This is a genomic window from Synechococcus sp. CS-1326 (genome assembly GCF_025128115.1).
Lineage (GTDB): Bacteria > Cyanobacteriota > Cyanobacteriia > PCC-6307 > Cyanobiaceae > Regnicoccus.
The window spans coordinates 1-16380 of the sequence record NZ_JAHLYV010000013.1 but is presented as its reverse complement, the minus strand read 5'-3'; the positions used below and the strand labels follow the sequence as shown (position 1 = coordinate 16380).

13 protein-coding genes and 1 pseudogene are annotated in these 16380 nt (G+C 62.7%); 7 read left to right on the top strand and 7 right to left on the bottom strand.

All coding sequences use genetic code 11. From position 1 onward, the window contains the following. Positions 1-13 precede the first annotated feature (13 nt). The 4 genes from KQ307_RS04495 to KQ307_RS04480 are packed head-to-tail and all read right to left on the bottom strand — an operon-like array spanning position 14 to position 4304. The gene (locus KQ307_RS04495; RefSeq protein ID WP_259727094.1) at positions 14-2146 is read right to left on the bottom strand and encodes a glycosyltransferase; all 2133 of its coding nucleotides are present in this window, start codon (positions 2144-2146) and stop codon (positions 14-16) included. A 4-nt stretch (positions 2147-2150) separates the two neighbouring features. After that, complete coding sequence (locus tag KQ307_RS04490) at positions 2151-2933, bottom strand: TIGR04282 family arsenosugar biosynthesis glycosyltransferase (RefSeq protein ID WP_259727093.1); 783 nt, start codon at positions 2931-2933, stop codon at positions 2151-2153. A 10-nt stretch (positions 2934-2943) separates the two neighbouring features. After that, positions 2944-3603 (bottom strand): TIGR04283 family arsenosugar biosynthesis glycosyltransferase, encoded by a 660-nt coding sequence (locus KQ307_RS04485; RefSeq protein WP_259727142.1) that lies wholly within the window; start codon positions 3601-3603, stop codon positions 2944-2946. A 35-nt stretch (positions 3604-3638) separates the two neighbouring features. Next, a complete protein-coding gene (locus tag KQ307_RS04480) occupies positions 3639-4304 on the bottom strand; it encodes an SDR family oxidoreductase (protein ID WP_259727092.1) in 666 nt (221 codons plus the stop codon). A gap of 161 nt (positions 4305-4465) precedes the next feature. Between KQ307_RS04480 and folP the strand changes: the two genes are divergently transcribed. Beyond that, the gene (folP, locus tag KQ307_RS04475; protein WP_259727141.1) at positions 4466-5326 is read left to right on the top strand and encodes a dihydropteroate synthase; all 861 of its coding nucleotides are present in this window, start codon (positions 4466-4468) and stop codon (positions 5324-5326) included. On the opposite strand, the gene katG is transcribed toward folP, so the two are convergent. Next, positions 5323-7512 (bottom strand): catalase/peroxidase HPI, encoded by a 2190-nt coding sequence (gene katG / locus KQ307_RS04470; RefSeq protein WP_259727091.1) that lies wholly within the window; start codon positions 7510-7512, stop codon positions 5323-5325. The genes folP and katG overlap by 4 nt on opposite strands. Before the next feature lie 1209 nt (positions 7513-8721). Further along, the gene (locus tag KQ307_RS04465; RefSeq protein WP_259727090.1) at positions 8722-9006 is read right to left on the bottom strand and encodes a hypothetical protein; all 285 of its coding nucleotides are present in this window, start codon (positions 9004-9006) and stop codon (positions 8722-8724) included. A gap of 59 nt (positions 9007-9065) precedes the next feature. Here KQ307_RS04465 and KQ307_RS04460 point away from each other — a divergent pair, with 59 nt between their 5' ends. From KQ307_RS04460 to KQ307_RS04450, 4 genes are all read left to right on the top strand, one after another. After that, on the top strand, positions 9066-9365 hold the full coding sequence (locus tag KQ307_RS04460; RefSeq protein ID WP_259727089.1) for a BrnT family toxin: 300 nt from the start codon (positions 9066-9068) through the stop codon (positions 9363-9365). 131 nt (positions 9366-9496) lie between these two features. Next, complete coding sequence (locus KQ307_RS14875) at positions 9497-9631, top strand: BrnA antitoxin family protein (RefSeq protein WP_399241728.1); 135 nt, start codon at positions 9497-9499, stop codon at positions 9629-9631. A 1424-nt stretch (positions 9632-11055) separates the two neighbouring features. Next, positions 11056-11424, top strand: coding sequence for a hypothetical protein (locus tag KQ307_RS04455; RefSeq protein ID WP_259727088.1), 369 nt, complete (start codon positions 11056-11058; stop codon positions 11422-11424). 253 nt (positions 11425-11677) lie between these two features. Then, the gene (locus KQ307_RS04450) at positions 11678-11998 is read left to right on the top strand and encodes a hypothetical protein (RefSeq protein WP_259727087.1); all 321 of its coding nucleotides are present in this window, start codon (positions 11678-11680) and stop codon (positions 11996-11998) included. 181 nt (positions 11999-12179) lie between these two features. On the opposite strand, the gene KQ307_RS04445 is transcribed toward KQ307_RS04450, so the two are convergent. Next, complete coding sequence (locus tag KQ307_RS04445; protein WP_259727086.1) at positions 12180-14999, bottom strand: patatin-like phospholipase family protein; 2820 nt, start codon at positions 14997-14999, stop codon at positions 12180-12182. 14 nt (positions 15000-15013) lie between these two features. Between KQ307_RS04445 and KQ307_RS04440 the strand changes: the two genes are divergently transcribed. Next, complete coding sequence (locus tag KQ307_RS04440; RefSeq protein WP_259727085.1) at positions 15014-15289, top strand: hypothetical protein; 276 nt, start codon at positions 15014-15016, stop codon at positions 15287-15289. Between the two features lie 839 nt (positions 15290-16128). Then, positions 16129-16380 (top strand): annotated as a pseudogene (locus KQ307_RS04435) (hypothetical protein); the annotation flags it as partial.

Below are 16380 nucleotides of genomic sequence, written 5' to 3'. Positions count from 1 at the left end.
CCGGCGAGGTCCTTCATCTTGCAACCCCTGGGAGCACACTGCGTCGAAACCAGCCCTGGGGCGGCACGGGCCTGAGCAGCTGGGCCAGCACCGCCACCAGAGCGAACGGTTCGAACGGGGCCTGACGCCGGGGCCAGGTGCCCTCCCCCCGGTAGAGCAATCGATCCAGCGCTTCGCTCTGGGAGTGGCTCAACGGAGCCCAGCGACAACCGAGCCGGCGACCGATTCGGCAGCCGCGGCGGCCTGGCTGGATCCGCTCCAGATGCAGGGGAAGGGGGGGCAGGTCGAGGCCCGGCCAGAGCAGGGCAGCGGGCGCACCCAGCTCGGCTTCGGCTGTCATCACCAGCTCCACCCCCTGCTCGCTGATCGCCAGGATCCGGGCGGGCCCCAGCCCCCGCTTGCCACGCAGCTGCACCAGCGGGGCATCGAGCGAAAACCAGGGAATCGCGTCCTCCTGGGGACGGTCCCAGCAGGTGCGGAGCGCCAGCAGCAGGCTGGCGGTGCCCAGGGCCGCCCAGTTGAGGCCGAGCGCCTGGCTGCTGAAACCGAACGCTCCCGGCCGGACGATCAGCAAGGCCAGGTTGAGCCCCTGCAGGCCGAGCAGCAGCAGCAGGGGGACCAGCAGGCCGGGATCGACAGCCCTCTGCCCAGCCGGCGCCAGCGTCTTCGGCGTCACCCGGAAGCGCGGCGGCCTGCCGGCGATCGCGCCGAGCACGGCCGTCACCAGCGGCATCAGGAAGATCCAGCGGTAAAGCTCCGGCAGCAGGGCGTTGCGGGCGCCACGGCTGAACCAGCGCACCAGCAGCAACTGGCTCAGGTAGAAGGGCAGGGCCATGCTCAGCAGCCCGGATCCCCGCACCACGATCGGCAGCACCCCGAGCAGACCGAAGCTGAGCGGCATGAGCAGCAGGACCAGCTGCGGCACCACGTTGAACCAGTGCAGGATGCCCTCCAGATAGGCGATCCGCTGCCAGGGGGTGAGGCCGGGGATGCTGAGCGGACTGGCGCCGGTGCGCAGGGTCTGCAGGGTGCCGCCGGCCCAGCGGCAGCGCTGGAGGGCCATCGCGGCGATCGACAGCGGTGCCAGGCCGGCGCTGAGCTTGCTGTCGAGATAGAGGTTGCGGTAGCCGGCGGCGGCCAGGCGGATGCCGGTGGCCAGGTCTTCGGAGGGTGTGCCGGTCTCGAAGCCTCCCACCTGCAGCAGGGCCGAGCGGCGCATCACGAAGGAGGTGCCGGCGCAGACCACCGCCCCCATCGCCTGGCGGGTGGGCTCGATCCAGCGGTAGAAGCTCTCCTCATCGGGCATCAGCCAGGGCTCGAGCCGCAGGTTCCGCATCACCGGATCCGCGTTCATCGACGACTGCGGCGTCTGCACGAAACCCACCAGGGGATCGTCGAACAGGCCGACGGTGCGACGGAGAAAGGAGCGGCGGGGAACGACGTCGGCATCGAAGACCACCAGCAGATCAGCGGTGAGCCAGGGCAGGGCATGGTTGAGGTTGCCCGCCTTGGCATGGCTGTGGTCCGGGCGGCTGAGGTAGCGACAACCGAGCTGACGGCAGAGCAGGCGGAGCGACTCGCGACCGCTGTCATCGAGCAGCCAGACCAGGTGGCGCGGGTAATCGAGGCCGAGGCAGCCGCGCAGACAGCGCTCGATCAGATCCAGCGGCTCACCCCGGCTCGGCACCAGCACATCCACCGAGGGCACCTGGGCGGGCTGCCAGGCGATCCGCCGCTGCAGCGCCCGCTCGGCGGCGGCCGCTTCCTCGGCCACGGGCGGCTGGCGGGCCCAGGTGAGCCAGAGCTGCAGGAGGCCGGTGACCAGCAGGATCAGTTCAGCCGCCAGCATCGTCAGGCTCAGCGCCGTGCCGGCGGCACTGGTGAGGTTGAGGGTGGAGCCGATCCGCCAGATCAGATAGCGCCCGCCCAGCAGGCTGATCACCAGCACGGCGGAGCGACGGGCGGCCAGCGGCAGCGACTGCTCCGGCCGCCTGGCCAGCAGCACGGCCCAGACCGTGATCGCCAGGGCCGGAGCCCAGGCCGGGAGCCCTGCCCGGGGGGTGGCCAGCAGGGCGACCAGCAGGGGCCCCGCGGCCCAGAGGCCATAGCGCAGCCCAGCCCCGCAAGGGGAGTGCGGGGCGATCATCGGCTCACTCCTGACCAGGCGACCACGAATCACAACCGCTTGATGGACTACCGCTGAGGGGCTCGATCGGATCGAGAAAGGCCTGCAGCCCCCCGGTCGCAGGATCAGGTTCAACGCCTGTGTTCATCATGCTGACCGGGGGAAGACACTGCTGGACCCTGATCGCCTCCTGCCTGAGAGACATCGGCAGATGGCGCAGATCAGCGGGCACGTCGATGTCGTGCAGCAGGGGCTGGTAGAGCGACGACCAGCCCAGGGCGGCCAGGCGGCAGCGTGTTTCAGCCAGCACCGCGTCGGTGCTCCAGGGCATCGCCCGAAACAGCGTCGGATGCTGGCGCCGCAGGGCGAGCAGGGCATAGCCGCCATCGGCGGTCGGCACGATCGAGGCGTCGTGGTGGATCAGATCGGCGGCGGCCTGGCAAAGGACGGCGGCACCAAGCGCTGGACAGTCGGTGCCGATCAGGATCACCCGCTCGCCACCGGCCAGGGTGCGAACCGCTGCCTCCTCCATGCGACGGCCGAGATCACCCGGGCCCTGATCGCTCCAGGCCAGGGTCGGCGGCAGCGGCAGCGTGGCCCAGATCGGCTGCCGAGCCGGCGGGGTGACGCACAGCTCAACGGGGCCGATCCCGGCCGCCAGGGCGGCGTCCACCGTGCGCAACAGGAAGGCCCTGGCCAGGGCGGCGGCACCCTCGGCACCGAGGGCGGGGATCAGGCGGGTCTTGCAGGATCCGGCGACCGGCGCCTTGGCCAGAATCACGATCCGGCAGAGGGAGGGGCCGCTCATCGCGCCAGGTTCATCGGTAGAAGCGGGCCAGCATCGAGCTGGGCACACCGCAGGCATAGGCCAGCCGCAGCCACCACATCGTGACGATCGTGCGGGTGATGCCGTGACGCCGCCAGCGGCGACTGGAGGTGACCACCTTCGCCCGCAGGCAGACAGGCGACGACCGCCGCCGCAGCCGGGCCGAGAGTTCGATGTCTTCCATCAGCGGTTGATCGGGAAAGCCGCCGATGGCCTCGAAGCACTGGCGGCTGACGAAGATGGCCTGATCGCCGGTGGCGATGCCACTGAGCCGGGAGCGGACGTTGATCAACGCCGCCACCAGGCGCAGGCGCCAGCCGCCGCCGTCCAGCTCCAGATCGAAGCGACCCCAGCCATGGCACCCCCGGAGCGCCTGGCGCACGAGATCGAGTCCGGCGGCCGGCAGGCGGGTGTCGGCATGGAGAAAGATCAGCAAGCCACCCCTGGCTGAGGCGGCTCCGGCATTCATCTGACGGGCCCGGCCCCGGGGCGCGGTCAGCACGGCGAAGCCGTCCCGCTCGATCAGCGACACCGTGGCATCGGCGCTGCCACCATCGACCACGACCAGCTCGGCGCCAGCCTCTCGCAAAGCCCGCCAGTGGGGCAGCAGCAGGCCGATCTCGCCGGCCTCATCGAGCACCGGGATGATCACGCTCAACAGCGACGTCTCGTCAGCGAACCGCTCTCCTACCAGGGCAGCACCGATCCATTGGCGTGCCAGAACGTACCCGAATTCTCCAGGTTGAGCGCATCGATCCGGGCGATCAGGCCCTGCACCGATTCCATGGCCGTGATCCCCTGGGAGCTGAACCCGGTCATCGCGGTGCTGACCAGGCCGGGATGGAGGATCGCCACGGCGATCTGCCGCCCCCTGAGGTCGATGGACAGGGATTTTCCGGCCATGCAGAGCGCCACTTTCGACATCCGATAGCCATAGGAGCCACCGGAGCCGTTATCGGCGATCGAACCCATCCGGCTGGACATCAGGATCAGCTTGGCGCCCGGCTGCAGCTGGTCGAGCAGGGCGGCAGTGAGCTGCAGCGGCGCGATCGCATTCACCTCGTACTGACGACGGAGGCTGTCGCAATCCAGGGGCTGCAGGCCGGTGGGCTCAAGGATGCCGGCGTTCTGGATCAGCAGGTCAAGCGGCAGGCCATCCAGCCGCTTGACCAGAGCGGCGATCGACCCGCTGCTGGTGACATCCACGCCCGCTTCGACCCGCACACCGAGATCAAGCAGGGCGCTGGAGGGTTGGCGGCAGACCGCGATCACCGCGACGCCCCGGGAGAGCAACTGCCGGCAGTACTCCAGGCCGATGCCACGGTTCGCTCCTGTGATCAGCGCAGTGACCATCGGCAGCTGACCCGGCAGGCGAACGATTCCCCGGATCGTATGGCAGTCAGCTGCCTGAGCCAGCCGGGTCCATAGGGTTGCGGGATGTACGGATGATCCGGCCCGTGCCCAAGCCCCCCGCTCCGGCGGCCCTCCTGCCCTGGGGCGAGCGAACCTTCGTGATGGGAGTGCTCAACCTCACGCCGGATTCGTTCAGCGATGGGGGGCGTTACCCCACCCCGGCAGCGGCGCTGCGCCAGGCACGGCAGATGGTGGCCCAGGGGGCTGATCTGCTGGATCTCGGCGGCCAGAGCACCCGCCCCGGGGCGACGGAGATCAACGCCAGCAAAGAACTCGCCCGGGTCCTGCCGGTGCTGGAGCTGATCCGCGCCTCATCTGGGTCGGGAGGCGGCGGCCCACTGATCTCGATCGACACCTTCCGGGCCCCGGTGGCCGCGGCTGCTCTGGCGGCCGGCGCCCACTGGATCAACGACGTGAGCGGCGGTCGCCGCGACCCCGGGATCCTCTCGGTGGTGGCGGAGTTCGGCTGTCCCTACGTGCTGATGCACAGCCGCGGCGACAGCCGCAGCATGGATGGGCTGGCCGCCTACGCCGATGTGGTGGCCGAGGTGCGCGAGGAGTTGCTGCGCGCCAGCGAGGCGGCGCACTTGGCAGGGGTCCGGACTGATCAGCTGATCTGGGACCCGGGCCTGGGCTTCGCCAAAACCACCGAGCACAACCTGGCGCTGCTGCGGGGGCTGGCGGACCTGCGCCGCGAAGGGTTCCCCCTGCTGGTGGGGCCTTCGCGCAAACGCTTCATCGGCGCGGTGCTCAACGAACCCAGACCCCGCGCGCGGCTGTGGGGCACGGCGGCTGTCTGCGCCCAGGCGATCACCCAGGGTGCCGATGTGCTGCGGGTGCACGATGTGGCGCCGATTGTGCAGACCGCCCGGATGGTGGATGCGATCGTTCGCTCCGCGCCGCCGGTGCCGGCTCGTGAAGGACCCGACGCTCCGGTAGGCGGTTTTTCCGCAAACGCTTAGGAGAAGCGATCGAGCGTCATCACCTTGTCCCAGGCCGAAACGAAATCGGCCACGAACCTGGCGGGTCCATCGTTCTGGGCGTACACCTCCGCGAGGGCCCGCAGCTGGGAGTTGGAGCCGAACACCAGATCCACCCGGGTGCCGCTCCAGCGCAGCTCGCCAGTGCGGCGGTCGCGTCCTTCGAAGCTCTCGCCGGACTCTGTGCTGGGCGTCCACACCGTGTCCATGTCGAGCAGGTTCACGAAGAAGTCGGTGCTGAGGGTGCCGACGCGGTGGGTGAACACGCCATGGACTGAGCCGCCGGTGTTGGCCCCCAGCACCCTCAGGCCGCCCACCAGCACCGTCAGCTCCGGCGCGCTCAGCCCCAGCAGCTGGGCCCGGTCGATCAGCAGCTCTTCCGCCCGCACCTTGAAGGCCCGCTTCTGGTAGTTGCGGAAGCCGTCGGCCTGGGGCTCCAGCACCGCGAAGGAGGCGGCATCGGTCTGCTGCTGGGAGGCATCGGTGCGGCCAGGGCTGAAGGGCACCTCAACGGCGTGGCCAGCGGCGGCAGCGGCGGCTTCCACTGCCGCGCCACCGGCCAGCACGATCAGATCCGCCAGCGACACCCGGGTGCCATCACCCTGGGCCGCGTTGAAGCTTTGTTGAATCCCTTCCAGCACAGCCAGCACCCGCGCAAGCTGCTCGGGCTGGTTCACCTCCCAGTCCTTCTGGGGCGCCAGGCGCAGGCGGGCGCCATTGGCACCGCCGCGCTTGTCGGAGCCGCGATAGGTGGAGGCCGATGCCCAGGCCGTCGCCACCAGCTCCGGCACCGTCAACCCCGAAGCCAGCACTCGGGCCTTGAGCTCGGCGATGGCAGCGGCGCCGATCAGTGGATGGCCCGTGGCGGGGATCGGGTCCTGCCAGATCAGATCCTCATCCGGTACTTCGGGGCCGAGGTAGAGCACCTTCGGGCCCATGTCGCGGTGGGTGAGCTTGAACCAGGCGCGGGCAAAGGCATCGGCGAAGGCCTGCTGATCCTGGTGGAAGCGGCGAGCGATCGGTTCATAGATCGGATCGAAGCGCAGCGAAAGATCCGCTGTGGTCATCATCGGCCTGTGCCGCCTGGTGGGGTCGTGGGCGTCGGGGATCAGGTGCTCCTCGCGTACATCCTTCGCCCGCCACTGCCAGGCGCCGGCCGGGCTCTTCTCCAGCTCCCACTCGTAGCCGAAGAGCATCTCGAAGTAGCCCCGGTCCCAGGTGGTGGGGTTGGGCTTCCAGGCCCCCTCGATGCCGCTGGTGGTGGCATCGGCGCCCTTGCCGCTGCCGAAACGGTTGTGCCAGCCCAGCCCCTGCTGCTCGAGGCTGGCCCCTTCCGGAGCGGGTCCCACCAGCTCCGGACTGCCGGCCCCGTGGGCCTTGCCGAAGGTGTGGCCGCCGGCCACCAGGGCCACCGTTTCCTCATCGTTCATGGCCATGCGCGCGAAGGTTTCGCGCACGTCCCGGCCGGATGCCACCGGGTCTGGTTCACCGTTAGGGCCTTCGGGATTTACGTAGATCAACCCCATCTGCACGGCGGCGAGGGGGTTCTCCAGCTCCCGATCGCCGCTGTAGCGCTCATCGCCGAGCCAGGTTGTTTCGCCGCCCCAGTAGATGTCTTCCTCCGGCTGCCAGATGTCGACGCGGCCGCCGCCGAAGCCGAAGGTGGCAAAGCCCATTGATTCGAGGGCGCAGTTGCCGGCCAGAATGATCAGATCGGCCCAGGAGAGCCGGTTGCCGTAGGTCTGCTTGATCGGCCAGAGCAGCCGCCGGGCCTTGTCGAGGTTGCCGTTGTCGGGCCAGCTGTTGATCGGCGCGAAGCGCTGGTTGCCGGTGCCGCCACCGCCGCGGCCATCGCCGGTGCGGTAGGTGCCGGCGCTGTGCCAGGCCATGCGGATGAACAGACCGCCGTAGTGGCCCCAGTCGGCCGGCCACCAGTCCTGGGAGTCGGTCATCAGCGCGTTCAGAGCACGCTTCACGGCAGCGAAATCCAGTTCGTTGAACGCATGGGCGTAGTTGAACTCAGCCCCGAGCGGATTGGAGGCCGGCGCGTGCTGGTGAAGGATCGAAAGGTTGAGCTGGTGGGGCCACCAGTGCCGGTTGGATTGGTCCCCGGCGGTAGTGGGGGCCCCGGAGCGGCCTGCGAAAGGGCACTGGCTGATGGCCGTCATCGTCCGTCTCCTGTTGGTATTGGAAGGAGTTCACCTATTCGGAACCTAGGCAGACGACCGCCCTGCGGAACCACTGCGTCACATCCCTTAGGGCTTGCGCCCCACCGTGCGCGAAACCAGCCAGAACTGCTCTCCAAGTGCTTGGTGGCAGGGTGAGTTGATCTGGCGAATCGGCTCTGGGAATGGATTCTCAGGAAGCTTGGGTCGTCGATGACTGGGTTTTGCTGTGCTGTTGTTCATTCACTTGACCAATGAATGCCAGAAATCCCATGCCGTCGTCGTGCAGGTGGGTGCTGCAACTTCGACCCAGAGGCGAGGCATTCAATGCAGTTCGCATCTGAAGTGCAGGCGAGAGGCCTGGTCATCGGTGGCTATCGCTTCAGGTGATCAAAGTGGGAAAAATACTGCCATCAAAGGGACAAACGAAACATGACGGCTCCAGTGGAACCATCACGATCCGGGAACAGATACCCAGAATTACTGGCTCACTTTGACGGGAAGGTCGCACTGATTAATGTGCACATTCTGGATCAAGACCCAGGTGGGGTGACGAGCCCAGCGGACTTTTTCGTTCGGTGTGAACATGTGGTTCGCGGACCCGCCCATGAACCCAACGCCGAGGAGACAAATCTTCCAAAAGCCCTACGCTGGTGTACGTCCTGCGCAAGGGCCGATGGCCATGGAGGCATCTTATGCGGCCAATGAGCCCGGATGGGGATGGATACCGGACCCGCCGAAATACTGTTAGACATGTCTATGACAGCCACTCCAACAACTCTCTCTGATGCTCAGGCCAAATCGATTCTTGATGTGCGTTGGCCACGCAGAACCAATACTTGGCCAATCCCCGCATACACGGGCTATTGGATGCGTGCTTGCCCATCGAATTCCCCGCAGCCTTTTATTCACCCTGCTGGCGCAGTCGCCCAGACAACACGTCCTGATGGCATGTATATCTATTCTCATATTCCTAGTGGGTTTATAGATGTTATTGCAATTGAGGTCTGCGTCTCAATTCAAAACTTCAATGACAAGAGATCTAGGTACACACCTACATCAGGAAATGTCCAGCTTACCCTTCCCCTGGGGTGGTTGAACTCGACAATTGCAATACAGCGGGGACGCAATAGTCATATCTGGCGAGCATCCGGATGGTTTGATTCGGCTCCCACTGCTGACGTTCGTTTGACTATTCGACATCTCAGGGCATTATTTGTTCTCAGAGAACCAGACTACAGAGCCTTTGGGACTAATCATCTGCCAGCAGGGCATGAATATTTCTGCATGCATCAGGATCTGAATCAGATCAATAACCAGTACATGCAACGGTTCGTTAAGAGCATGGCATTGATGAATCACTTCAAGAGAAAGCCTTAGGATGCGGCCGTCAATTTTCCAATGAATGTCTAACATCAAGATCCAGCGGCCGGGACAAAAACTGTGTGATGAACCCTTAAGCTCCTGACCGCCGCTGATCTTGAGCGTTAGGCCCACCTGAAGACTGCTTGTTTAGACGAAGTTGACGGGCGGACTTTCCGTAGCTACGATAAAGCGTGCAGTTCGATTTCGACCCTGGCAAGGACGCGACCAACCTGAGTAAGCACGGCCTCTCCTTGGCGACTGCAGCTGAGCTCAGCTGGGATGCAGCACTCGTCTGGGTTGATGATCGGGCTGACTATGGAGAAGTAAGGATGGTTGCCTTGGCTCCAATTGGAGACATACTCTTTTTTGTAGCCTTTGTAGAACGCGAGCCAGCAAGGAGAATTATTAGCCTACGCAGAGCCAATCGCCGTGAGGTCAATCACTATGTCAGAGCCATTAAGGAAGGTCAACCTGAAGATGCCGACACTTGAGGAAGATCAGTTGATTACAGCGGCAGCGGAATCAGATCCTGATGCCCTTCCGCTTACAGACGAGCAGATGAGCGCGATGGTCCCCATGCGAGCGCTGCGCGGCCGTCCAAAGTTGGCATAGAAAAAAGCAGCTGGTTTCAATCCGATATAGTCCTGAAGTTATTGACTATTTCAGAGCTTCTGGAGCTGGCTGGCAAGCCCGTATGGATGCTGTGCTTAAGGAATATGTCGAAGCTCACTCCACTTGCGATGCGAAGGGTGCCTAACATCAAGATTCAGAAGACGGGAGCGAAGGTTGTCGCCTATGCAAAAGCCACAGCCCGCTTCTGATCTTGAGCGTTGGGCAGCAGCATTCACGAACCGCATTCGGCCGTCCAGCTAAGCTAAATAAGTCGACGCGACATCAATATGGTGAGTGCCAGCATCATGGCTTACCCGATACGAGTCATTAGAACCAATTCCTGTTTGGCTGTTCATGCCGACATTGATGCATTGCTCCGCGTTTGGGGGGGCGATAAGACCGCACTGTTTATGTGTCTGTCTGCTTGGATGCACAGAGTTAACCAGCTCGACGAAATACACCAGCTTCTGATCGAGCACGAACACAATTGCTACACTTCGGCTCCAATCTTGATGCTTGCTGGCCTAGTGTCAGAGGGACACTTGTTCTTCAGAAAAAAGGGAAAGGTCAGCACTCACTTCAGAGAGGAGATTTTAGCGGATACTCACCTGCGAGAAGCGGTCGGTGCACTTCAGAAGTTCCACTCTCGGCCCGCAGAAGGAACACCTGAAATGAACATGGTGAGGCACCTTCGGAACAAATATTCGTTCCACCCAAACGAATATGCTGCGGTATTGGATGCACTTCAACATTGGCGAGAATTTACAAATGAAAATGGCCAGCCTAGAGAAATGGCGATATATCGTATAGATTCCGAACGGCGTCCACATTTCAACGCAGAAGGTTGTAATGCCCTATACTTGCTTGGCTTATTTGACTCTACAAAGGGCTCATCGTTAGTGTCCTCGTACGCCGAAGTGATACGTCGGCTTGGCCAGGACGTGGCCAGGCTTCGGAACCTCACGGGTGACTTTTTTAACTGTCTGGGAGAATATCTTGAACAACACCAAGATTCGTCATTCGACTAGACATTATGATGAATCCAGAGGGGAAACATAGCAGTTACATGCAAGCGTTGCCCAACAAGCCCCTCGAGTGGACAGGCCACCAGCAGATGACTGCAGCTCCGCCTTATGCTCCATGCCTGCCACTCAGGGGCAGCGTTCGAAGGATCGTGGCTTGTCTTATGAGAAGAGACCATCTGGTGGCGCTTCCGAGTCCTCACGACTGGCTCGCCCGGTGAGCGTCGGCCATTGTTTCGAAATCCATTCGGCCCGCCAAAAACAGACACTTTGTAAAAAAGTAATAACAATTAGATCCACCCCCTGCCCCAGGTCACAATCCAATTCAGATGCCCTATCAATCAATGCATACATCCCAGCGTTTACGTTGGCATCTCGGGAAAACAGCACAAAGGATCCTGATCGTATGCGCAGGGGCCGCCGACCTCGCACAAACTAGCCAGCCTCGCCCCCCTCACTCCTTTAGCCCGGGCCCAACCCTCCGAGCAGGGGCTGGAGCAAGCCTCAACGGTTTGGGGCACCCTGGGGGTTGGGGGTGCTGAGGCTGATGGAGGGAAACCTCTCAGCGCTCACGCCGGAGAAGAGAGCCAAAGCAGGCCTTCGCAGCCAGATCGCGATCGTCAAAAAAAGCACCATTTATGACGCCATTCGCAGCTATCTCGATGACTCCAGCGTGAGAAACTCTTTTGCTGAGGTTGATCAAGAAGGCATCCTTCTCACTGTAGTGAATGCTGGCCAATCCACGTTCAGCCACAGGGTATTTTGGCGAGCCAACACACCAAGCACGCAAGACACCCAGCGCCAGAGCCGTCAACAATTTGAACAGAATTACATTGCCGATGACAACTTCGGCTACACAACCGCTGATTTTGCCAGAACCATCAAACCCTTCTCTACCAACAGCGAAGATGCGTAGTACGCCACATTTACACGCATAGAAAATGGAGGTATCCTCGCTCAATATCCAGCATCAATCCCTACAATCGGCTATACCCCACCAATGGCCAAATGAAGGGCAAGCCCGTTCAAATCCCTTGTTATCCGCCATCATTCAAGCCAACCCTGATATGCGTGGCCTCATCGGCTACCAATACGGCTTTGACATCAGTCCAAACGGGGGTTCTCGCGGGTGCGAGCTGAGTCTGAGCGTGACGTAATATATACCCTATATGAAATTCATTGTCTTCAATCCTAACCAGGATCTCGCCACTCAGCCCCTGCGCCTCCAGCTCACGGTCAACCGCGCGGATCAGAGTGCCTACGTCATCAGCAGTGCAGACAAGTCCATATCCCGATCCACCCGCACCCTGGACATCCAGGCAGACCACACCCTGAAAACAGGCACATCCTTGATCCTGCCCGTGGAGTTTGGCTTCCAGTACATCCCCGATCGCAACACCCCTACATCGCAGCCCTGGATATCAATCCAGCCTTCATCTTCTCAGCACCCACCAATGGCTCATTACCCACCTATGGCCTGGAAACCGTGAAGCTCTCGGCGCCCTTCATCGCCGCCATGCCCACGGATGAACGCCTAATCCCTATCAGCCACCGCCTTGTTGTGGGTTCTACCTTCAACCGTGTGACCGTGGCCTCAGCCCCAATGCGGAGGATGGAATGATGCATCCCAGACTCACAACCCCTAACTATAGCAAACTCTTTACGGGATGATCAATCCTCCGGGTAACGATCACGGCATGTGAGCCAGGGTTCCAGCAGCGCCAGATGGCCGGTGGCGGGATCGCCCGGCGCGAGGCGATGCCGCTCCCGCCACTCCCGCAGGGCCGCCTCGCGCAGGGCGAAGGGGAGGTCGGCCAGTTGCTTCAGGCTGTCTTTCGACCACGCGTCATCTTGGCGACTCTCCAGCAGATGCACCAGTTGCGCCCGCACCGGCCGTGACGCCCCCAAGCTGGCGTAGAAGAATTCCAGCAGGTTGAAGCAGCTGCTCATGTAGCCCGCCAGGGCGGTGATCATCGCGGCTGGCGCTGGCTGGCGAGAGATCGAGAGATCGAGCGGCGGCAGGGCACCCGGCACATGAGGGGGCTCCTGCACGTGCCAGCGGCCGATTTTGATGATCCGCTGATTCTCCAGCTGGTTCGGCTCATACCAATGAAACCCCTTCACCCACAGCGTGGTGCTCAGGTTGGTGGCCATCTCGCAGATCAGCGGGATCCAGGAGTAACTCTCTGCGTCCTCCCCCTCTTTGACGGCGCAATGGTCCCGCAGCGCATCCGCCAGCTTGGTGTTGTCCTGGCCGGCTGCGTCGATCGCTTGGTCGAGCATCTGCCGCACGTCCATCACCAGCTGCCGCAGCGTTCGATTCGGGTGGTCCGCCAGCGGCCCATGATCCAACGGATCGCGGGCCCTCATCTCCAGGCTGCTGGTGAGCCAGTCCCACAGGCAGGCGGCCCGTACCAGTTTCAGGTCATAGCAGCTACTCTCCAGATCACCATCCCGCTGCGAGGCCTGCCGTGGCTGCAGCAGTGCCATGGCGAGATCCAAATTGGGAAAGTCTTTCGGCTCTGGGACAGCGGCCGTCGCCCTTCCACCCTCAAGGGCTAACAGCAGATCCCGGGCATATGCCGCGTGGCGCAGCTTGCGGAAAATCGGCTGTATTGTTATCTCGTCTTCACGCCGCCGATAATCACGCACCGGCAGGGTAATCAGATCCACGGCCTCGGCCGGATCCACATCAGGCCCTGGCTGCAGCTCGAAGATCATGTTGCGGATCAGATGGCAGCGTTGGCTTTCGGCCAAGCGCCCATCTGCCGGTTCGTAGCTCTTCTCCAGGTAGCCGTACGTGAGCGAACGGGTGCGTTTGAGATAGCCGTTGAATGCGGGCAGCAACTGCCCGATCCGCCGCTCTTGGCTGGCCCTCCACAGGTTTGCCAGGCTGTTGGAGCGCCTGGGAGAGCGCAACAGCATGTGCCGCAGGTTCTGCAGCAGCTCCCGCAGCAGTCGGGAGACCGACACCCACAGATCAATCGCGCCGCTCTGGCGTTCGAACTCCGGCGACAGCCCCAGCGTTTGCCGCAGGTCGATCCCCTCCAGCCACGGGCGGGAGAGGCTTACTAGCAGCTTGCCACCCACCACCATCGCGATCGCGATCACCACTCCAAACCACACCAGCAGCATCCCCAGCGGTTGTGCCAGGCGGGTCGCTACGAGCCCAACGATGAAGCCCAGCAGCGGCAGCGCCGCCACCAGGATCAGCGGGGGGATCCAGAAAGGCAGGCCCCGGCGGCCTGCGCCGCGTGAGCCGGACTTCTGGCTGGGCTGGTTGACACCTAGGCGCTGATCAAGGCTGGGCTCGCCGTAGAAGCCCAACCCTGGCTGGATGTTGTCCACGTCGGTGGCGATCACGTAGTGGATCGGCTGCTCACGCTCCTCAGGCTCCCCCCTGCCGTGATGGAAGCGGTGCCGCAGTTCGAGGTCCTCGCAGCGCTTGGCCAGGAACCGGCGGATGTCCTCCACGCTGGCCAGGCCGAGATTGTCGTACAGACCCCCATCGAGAAGGGCCACATAGGCACGGCGATCGCAGATCAGCGAATGGCGGAAATGGGCGCATGCCTCCTCCGTCGCCTCGTCATCGTCGGCCGATCCATCGGAGCGGAAATAGTCGTCGGGGAAGATCAGCGGCTCGAATCCTCCGGGGAAGTCGAAGGACGCGGCGACGCAGTCGCCAAGACGCAGCTGCTTCGCATGGTCATACAGCTTTCTGGCCTCCGGGGTTCCGCCGCTGGAGGGGAGGAAATAGCGATTCAACACATACACAGGCTCGGCCTCTTCCGCTTCGCCGCCCCGCTGGATGCCGAAGCGGAAAAGATCGAGTGAGGAGATATTAGCGGCGTTGAAGAAAACGTAATCCGGCGACAGCGAACGGTTACGCAGCATCTGTGTGATCGCTCGATTGCCCAGGCGAGCCTCCTGCCCCAGCAGGGTGTTGAGAAAACGTTGGGTTTCATCAGCGGCGCCATGGATGAACTTGCCGCCATCCAGCAGCAGCGGCAGCCGCATTAAGGCCCGGGCCAGATCCTCCGTGGCCAAGGCCTCCATCAGCGGCTCCCAAAGGCGCTCATAGAAATGGAAATCCGCCTCCTGGCTGAGATTCGCCCCGGCTTTGGCGCACAGGTAGGCCCCCAAAGCCAGGGAGCCCCCCGACACGCTGGACATCACCCGGGCCCGCCCGAGCAGGTCGAGGTCCTGCAGCAGGGCCATTGTGCCCAGCGAAAAGGCGGTGGCGCGGTAGCCGCCACCCGAGAACGACAAACCGATGTTGCCCCGATCCGACATTGTCTGCAGCACGTTCTGGTGCTCTGGAGCCATGGATGCGAGCACAACACCCCACTGTACCATGCTCGACTGATGCACTCTCCGCTGCATACCCCCCCCCCGAGTGCTCGCCAGATCGTGCAGGGCGATGGCCAGCCCACCGCGGGTGAGCTCCCGCAGGCAGTGCGGCCGCACCCCCTCCGCCAGCCGCCGCTCCACCAGGGGCCAGAAAAGTGGGTGCAGTCGCTCGCCAGGGGCCTTTGCAGCTCCAGCCCGTGGCGGCCCAGGTCGCCGCTCACCAGCACCACGTCGCCCGCTTCGATGCGCGTCGGATCGATCGGCTCGGGCGCCTCCACCAGGCCGATGCCGCTGGTGTGCACGGAGATCCCGTCGCCCTTGCCCCGCTCCACCACCTTGGTGTCACCGGTCACGATGCTCAGCCCCTGCTGACGGGCCGCCTTGGCCATGGAGGCGACCACCGATTCCGTACGTCCCCAATCCCTTGGTGATCTGCCAGCCAACAAGTGCTCATTAATGCCAACAAGTACACGCTGACCCTCACTATGGGACAAACATCGCCATTGAGCGGCTTCTGGTCGATCACGATGTACATGGTCGACCAGAAGCCGAGGTCAGCGGACGTTGCCTTTGGGGACGCGACTCTTCGAACAAGCCCCTTGAGCGAACAGGCCACCAAATAATCTCAGCTTCGCCACCCAAGCTCCCCGCCTGCCACTCAGGACCAACGTTCGAGGGATGTGTCGTCGTTGATGGGAGCCAGCAAGGCAGCGTTGCGTGACCTTGGCTACGCAGCTACAGGAGAAGCATGTTTGAAGTCCGCCATGCAGAGCTGTTCTCCCACTGCTATGAGATGCGTCCTGATCAGATGTCTCGACCTATGGTTCATACCTGAGTCAGAGGCTTCATTCTCTGGCAAACCGGTGGCTTCAAGCCTATTTACGTCACCGGTCAAGAGGCTTGTGGTGAGAAAGCATGGACGACATCTGCTGGTCACAAGGGATCACCAACTCGGCCAGAACTCACGCCTTTCCATGTAGAGCCTTTTCCAGTAAGTACCAGGAGAGCATTGCCCAAGCCTCTACACCGTCCGCAAGATTGTCTCGGTTATGAACCGGAACCTGGGCGCCAGTGTGAGAATTCAAGCGGTGGTTGTCTGAGCTCTGCTGGCGAGGCCAAGGTCCGCAGACGCTGCCTGTTGAGAAGCGACACCTTCGAACAAGCCCCTAGAGTGGACAGGCCGCCGGCGAGTCTGCATCGATAGCGATAGCTTCTTGCCTGCCACTCAGGGGCACGTTAGGCATACTGGATGAAATCTCCTTAAGACCCTATGGCCCCACTGAAATACGCCAAGCCAGAACGGATTTGGCTTAAAGCTCATCCCGAGCTTGATGAGAAGTGGCTTCAGGAAAGGATTGGTGAAGATCCGGCAATTCTTGGCCTAGGGAAGCTCTGGTCAACAAGCCTTTGGCGGCGCCTTACGCCGGCAAAATGTTCAAACCAAACGACTTGTTGCGGAATTTTGACAAATTCAGCCTATTTCGCTGATTTTGAACCCATTATCCCCTCTTTGTGGTGCCCC

Bases quoted from the DNA above. Each gene is read 5' to 3' on its own strand.
- KQ307_RS04490 (WP_259727093.1), bottom strand. From the start codon at position 2,933: ATGAGCGGCCCCTCCCTCTGCCGGATCGTGATTCTGGCCAAGGCGCCG.
- KQ307_RS04495 (WP_259727094.1), bottom strand. From the start codon at position 2,146: ATGATCGCCCCGCACTCCCCTTGCGGGGCTGGGCTGCGCTATGGCCTC.
- KQ307_RS04450 (WP_259727087.1), top strand. From the start codon at position 11,678: ATGAAATTCATTGTCTTCAATCCTAACCAGGATCTCGCCACTCAGCCC.
- KQ307_RS04455 (WP_259727088.1), top strand. From the start codon at position 11,056: ATGGAGGGAAACCTCTCAGCGCTCACGCCGGAGAAGAGAGCCAAAGCA.
- KQ307_RS04480 (WP_259727092.1), bottom strand. From the start codon at position 4,304: ATGGTCACTGCGCTGATCACAGGAGCGAACCGTGGCATCGGCCTGGAG.
- folP (WP_259727141.1), top strand. From the start codon at position 4,466: ATGGGAGTGCTCAACCTCACGCCGGATTCGTTCAGCGATGGGGGGCGT.
- katG (WP_259727091.1), bottom strand. From the start codon at position 7,512: ATGACGGCCATCAGCCAGTGCCCTTTCGCAGGCCGCTCCGGGGCCCCC.